5 protein-coding genes are annotated in these 5106 nt (G+C 67.0%); 2 read left to right on the top strand and 3 right to left on the bottom strand.

Going from position 1 to position 5106, the window contains the following annotated elements; all coding sequences use genetic code 11:
* Positions 1-156: 156 nt before the first annotated feature.
* Together GPA_RS02255 and GPA_RS02250 are read right to left on the bottom strand one after the other, a co-directional pair.
* Positions 157-765, bottom strand: a complete 609-nt coding sequence (locus tag GPA_RS02255) for a 4Fe-4S dicluster domain-containing protein (protein WP_041238823.1) — start codon at positions 763-765, stop codon at positions 157-159.
* A 151-nt stretch (positions 766-916) separates the two neighbouring features.
* On the bottom strand, positions 917-1693 hold the full coding sequence (locus GPA_RS02250; RefSeq protein ID WP_015538816.1) for a hypothetical protein: 777 nt from the start codon (positions 1691-1693) through the stop codon (positions 917-919).
* A gap of 275 nt (positions 1694-1968) precedes the next feature.
* Between GPA_RS02250 and GPA_RS02245 the strand changes: the two genes are divergently transcribed.
* Complete coding sequence (locus GPA_RS02245) at positions 1969-3072, top strand: TerC family protein (RefSeq protein ID WP_041238822.1); 1104 nt, start codon at positions 1969-1971, stop codon at positions 3070-3072.
* Positions 3073-3134: 62 nt separating this feature from the next.
* On the opposite strand, the gene GPA_RS02240 is transcribed toward GPA_RS02245, so the two are convergent.
* The gene (locus tag GPA_RS02240; RefSeq protein ID WP_041238821.1) at positions 3135-4046 is read right to left on the bottom strand and encodes a diacylglycerol/lipid kinase family protein; all 912 of its coding nucleotides are present in this window, start codon (positions 4044-4046) and stop codon (positions 3135-3137) included.
* A 49-nt stretch (positions 4047-4095) separates the two neighbouring features.
* On the opposite strand from GPA_RS02240, the gene rnd reads away from it, so the two are divergent.
* A partial coding sequence (gene rnd / locus GPA_RS02235) for a ribonuclease D (protein WP_231847546.1) occupies positions 4096-5106 on the top strand: 1011 nt, incomplete at its 3' end.

Below are 5106 nucleotides of genomic sequence, written 5' to 3'. Positions count from 1 at the left end.
ACGCAAGGCTGCCCGCCGCTGCGGCGCTCGCCAGCGCGACGGCCGTCGCCTTGACGAATGCTCGTCTTGAGATGTCCATGACACCCCTCCTTCTCTCCCTTTTAGCTCTTCGCTCTTCTATCCCACCGTTCCTCGAACGGATTGGCAGTGCTTGGGTCAGGCGCCGGTGCGGGGATGCTCGGCGTCGGTCTTGATGCGGATGGCCACGTCCGGCTCGTCCACCACGCAGCGCTCGACGCACAGGCCGCAGCCCACGCACTGCTCCTCGTCGATGACGGGGGCGAACAAGGAATGGATGGCATCGCCCTCGCGCAGGCGGTAATCGATCGAGATGGCCTGGTCGATGAGGGGGCAGGTGCGGTAGCACACCTCGCAGCGCATGCCCTGGAACGCGATGCACAGATCCTCGTCGATCACGGCCGTGCCCATGCGCACGTCGGATCGCCCCTCGATGCCGCGCAGCGCGTTCGTGGGGCACGCCTCGACGCAGGGAAAGTCCTCGCACAGGCGGCAGGCCTGGGCGCGCGCGTCGACCATGGGAGTCCCGGCGGCGATTCCCTGGTCGCCGGGTGCGGGGGAGAGGGCAAGGTACGGGCAGGCCTCCATGCACTTGCCGCATTTGATGCAGCGGGCCGAGAAATCGGCCTCGCCCTGCGCCCCGGGGGGTCGCAGCAGGCTCTTGGCGGGGCCCTGCACGGCGTAGGCGACGCCCTGGAAGGCCACGGCGGCGGCTGACAGGCCGGCTATGACGCTTGATAGTCTCATTCGCTCCCTCTTTCCTCACCTCGTATGATGCGCCGAAGGCGAGGTCCTGCCAATCGGGGTAGCCCCGAGGATGCGCAGGGGAAGCCCCTCGAGGGGGCGAGGGTTTTCTTCTATTTTTTACAGCGGATAATCGAGGTGGGACAGGGGGCGCCTAGGCGTACAGGCGGATGCCCACGTACACGGCGGTGTCCGGCAGGCCCTTGATGTCGTAGACGCTCGAGAGCTTGATGGCGGACACGCGCCAATGGTACGTGGCGTCGCCTGCGGCGACCGTGCCCTCCTGGAACGTGTTGCCCGACTCGTCGACCGCCATCTCGCCGGCCGTGGCCGGGTCGAAGCCCTCGGAGGCGATGGCCGTCTGCACGGCGGCCTCCACGCTGCCGGACGAGAAGTCGGCGTATTTCACACGCATGTTCGCGGAGTCGCCCGCCTCCCACGTGAACTGCCACGACCCGTTGAGCAGCAGGGTGGCGTCGGCCGCGGACAGGCCGGAGACGTTGCTGTACATGAGGAGGGCCTGGGCCTCGCTCACGTCGTCGGGCAGCTTGATGAGGTCCAGGTTGCCGCTCTCGTCGCCGGAGAGGGCGCCCTTGTCGGCGATGGACCAGCCGGACTCCGCGAACGCCGCCTTGACGCCCTCGGCATTGAGGCCGACGAGCGAGGCGAGGTTCGGCAGGCTGGCCATGGAGGCGGGGCGCGCGAGGTTCTGCTCGACCGTGGCCCGCGCGCGCTCGGCCGAATGCGTCACGTTGTCGATGACGTTGAACAGGAAGACCCCGCCGATGACGGCGGCGGCCAGGACGAACGCGGCCATGGCGAGCATCTGGGGACGGGGCGCCTCCAGCGGGCGGGTGAGCGAGCTGCCGTCCAGGTAGCGGACGGGGCCGTCGCCCGCGTCGTAGCCGTTCTTTCGCGCGTTGAAAAACATGAGCGTACTCCTGAGGGGTTTGTGTGCTTTGGGCATTATAGCATTGTTCCCGCACCGCTCCGTGATAGGATACGTCTCGCCCGTGGGGGAGTAGTTGGCTCGCGCTCTGGAAGCGCGAGCGGCACGTTCAACATCATGGCCGAAAAGCCTGGCGTGTCTTGAATAACGAGACTCATGGCGCAGCTTGCATGCATGCAGCCGCGCCATGAGTCTTTTTTATGGACTCTGCCCGCCCGCGGTACGGACGAGGAACCCGACAAAGGAGCTAGCAACCCGTGGATCTGTCAATCTTCGCATCGCCCGAGGCATGGATCAGCCTGGTCAGCCTCATCTTCCTGGAAATCGTGCTCGGCGTGGACAACCTGGTGTTCATCTCGATCACCACGAACCGCCTGCCCGAGGACAAGCAGCACATCGGCCGAAAGCTCGGCCTGGCGGGCGCGCTCGCCATGCGCATCGTCTTCCTGTGCTTCGCGTCGTTCCTCGTGCATATGACCACGCCGCTGTTCACCATCGACCTCGGGCCCTACGCGCACGGGTTCTCGGTGCGCGACCTCGTGCTGCTCGTCGGCGGCGGCTACCTTATCTACAAGGGCATCGCCGAGCTGCGCGACACGCTCAAGCTCACCGAGCTCAAGGCCGAGCACTGCGAGGAGCACAAGGCGCTCCATCGCATCGCGCTGCCGCAGGCCGTGGGCACCATCATGGTCATGGACCTCGTGTTCTCCATCGACTCGGTCATCACGGCCGTGGGCATGGCCGACCACCTCATCATCATGATCATCGCCGTCATGCTGGCCGTGTTCCTCATGATGATCTTCATCGACCCCATCTCCAACTTCATCAACGGGCACCCCGAGATGAAGATGCTCGCGCTCACGTTCATCGTGGCCATCGGCTGCTTGCTCGTCATCGACAGTGCGGGATTCCATACCGGCATCGAGCTTCTGCACATGCCGCTCGAGAAGCTGATCGTGTACTTCGCCATGGTGTTCTGCATCGTGCTGGAGGTCATCCAGATGCGCTACAACGCGAACGTGCTGGCGTGGCGCAAGGAGCGCTGGCAGAACGAGACGGCCGCGCAGATCGACAGCGTGCGCGCCGAGATGATGGAGCAGATGAAGCGCGATGCTGACGGCGACGCCGCCGCCGGAGCCTCGGCCGAGGGTGCGAAGGCGGCCGCCGCCGAGCGCATCCGGCCCGTCATCATCGGCAACAACGTGTACGTGATGATGCCGATGGCCGGCGAGGACGCCGCATCGTTCAAGGAGCTCATGGCCTCCTCGAGCACCGCAAGCGCCGCCTTCGACGCCCCGCTGGAGATAGGCGCCCAGGTGGAGGACGTGGAGCCGACGTACGAGGAGCCCGCGGAGAAGTAGGGGCGGAACGCCTCGCCGGACGGGACGGGGGATGCGACAGCGGGATGTCCCGCTGTCGCATCCTACTTCTCGGCGAAGAGGTCCCAGCCTTCCTCGCTCACGAAGAAGCGGGCGGCGCGGCGCATGATGTGGGCGGTGAACGGCGTGGTGAGGTTGGTGGCCTCGCCGTCGTACTGCACCTCCATGGGCGGGTCGGCCTCCACGCGCACCTCGCGGGCACGGTGGATCTCGAGCGAGCCCGTGCGGTTGGGGAAGTCGCCGCCGCGGTCGAGCAGACCGGCGAGGAGGGCGGGGATGAGCTCGAAGGCGTTCTGCGCCTTGAGCACCACCACGTCGAACACGCCGTCGCGCGGCTCGTTGTCGTGCGTGACCGTGATGTCGAACTGGATCTTGGAGAAGTTCACCAAAAGGATGCCCAGGCCCTCGCTCTCCACGTGCTCGCCGTCGAGGTCCAGCTTGAACCTGGAGGTCTGCGGCAGGGGGTTCGCCAGGGCGGCCGAGAAGTAGGCCATAGGGCCCAGCAGGCGCTTCGCCGGCGCGGCGCCGTGCATGATGGCCGCGTCGTAGCCGGCCCCCGCCATGATGCCGAAGCCGAAGCGGTGCCCGTCCACCTCGATCTCGCCCAGGTCGAAGTCGAGCGTGCGCTCCTCGCGCACGAGCTTCGCGAGCGCGTGGGGCTCCATGGGCGAGGCCAGGTTCGCGGCCAGCAGGTTCGCCGTGCCCGCGGGGAACGGAAGGATGGGGACGCCCGTGTTCGCCAGGCGGTAGCTCACGGTGGCCACCGTGCCGTCGCCGCCGCTCGCCACCACGGCGTCGAACGCCTCCGCGTCGCCCAGAAGGTCGCGCACGTCGGTGGTGCCGTCGGTCGAGCGCACGCACACCTCGTCGCCGTCGCGGGCGAACGAGCGGATGAAGTCGTAGACGGACCCTTCGCCGAAACCCGAAGCCAGGTTGTTGATGACGAGCAGTTTCACACAATCCCTTTCTGTTTGCTATGATGGCATAGTACAACATGGAGCGCGGATGACAAGGCAGGGAATCTCGTACATGTATATTGCTACCCAGGAAAACCTCGCGGCGTTCGTGGAGCGCGCGCGCTCGTCGAGCGTGCTTGCCATCGACACGGAGTTCTTGCGCGAGAAGACGTACTACGCCAAGCTGTGCCTTCTGCAGATGGCCACCGACGACGAGGTGGTGATCGTCGACCCCTTCGAGATGGACGACCTCTCCGTCCTGGCGCCGCTCCTCACGGACGAGCGCATCGTGAAGCTCTTCCACGCGGCGGGGCAGGACCTGGAGATCATCCTGCGCGAGGTGGGCGTGCTGCCGCGCCCGGTGTTCGACACGCAGATAGCGGCGGCGCTGCTCGGCCACACGCAGCAGATCGGCTACGCGGCGCTCGTGCATGCGGAATGCGGCGTGTCGCTCAAGAAGATCGACTCGTTCACCGACTGGTCGCGCCGGCCGCTGTCGGCCTCGCAGCGCGACTACGCGGCCGACGACGTGGTGTACCTTCCGCGGCTGTACGCGGGGATGCGCGCGGCACTGGAGGAGAAGGGGCGGCTGCACTGGCTCGACCATGACTTCGAGGAGCTGTCCGACCCGGCGCGCTACGAGGCGAACGAGCGCGAGCGCTTCCGGCGACTCAAGCGCGTGTCCCAGCTGTCGCGCCGGCAGCTCTCGGCAGCGCGCGAGGTGGCGGCCTGGCGCGAGCTGGAGGCCCAGCGCCGCGACGTGCCGCGGAAGTGGGTGGTCACCGACGAGCAGATCGTGGAGGCGTGCAAGCGCGAGGCGCGCACGATCGACGAGCTGTTCATGGTGCGGGGGCTGTCCGACCGCCTGTCCACGAAGGACGCGCGCGCGGTGGTGTCGCTCATCTCCTCGGCGCTCTCGGCGCCGCCCGACACGTGGCCCGAGCTCGACCGCTGCGGCAAGAGCGAGCCGAACGTGGATGCGGAGCTCGACCTCATGAGCGCGCTCGTGCGCCTGCGCGCCAAGGAGAACGGCATCGCGTTTCCCACGCTGGCCAGCCAC

Source organism: Gordonibacter pamelaeae 7-10-1-b, from assembly GCF_000210055.1.
Classification (GTDB): Bacteria; Actinomycetota; Coriobacteriia; order Coriobacteriales; family Eggerthellaceae; genus Gordonibacter; species Gordonibacter pamelaeae.
The sequence above is the reverse complement of the archived record's forward strand: the minus strand, read 5'-3'. Positions and strand labels throughout refer to the sequence as shown.

Bases quoted from the DNA above. Each gene is read 5' to 3' on its own strand.
- GPA_RS02255 (WP_041238823.1), bottom strand. From the start codon at position 765: ATGAGACTATCAAGCGTCATAGCCGGCCTGTCAGCCGCCGCCGTGGCC.
- GPA_RS02250 (WP_015538816.1), bottom strand. From the start codon at position 1,693: ATGTTTTTCAACGCGCGAAAGAACGGCTACGACGCGGGCGACGGCCCC.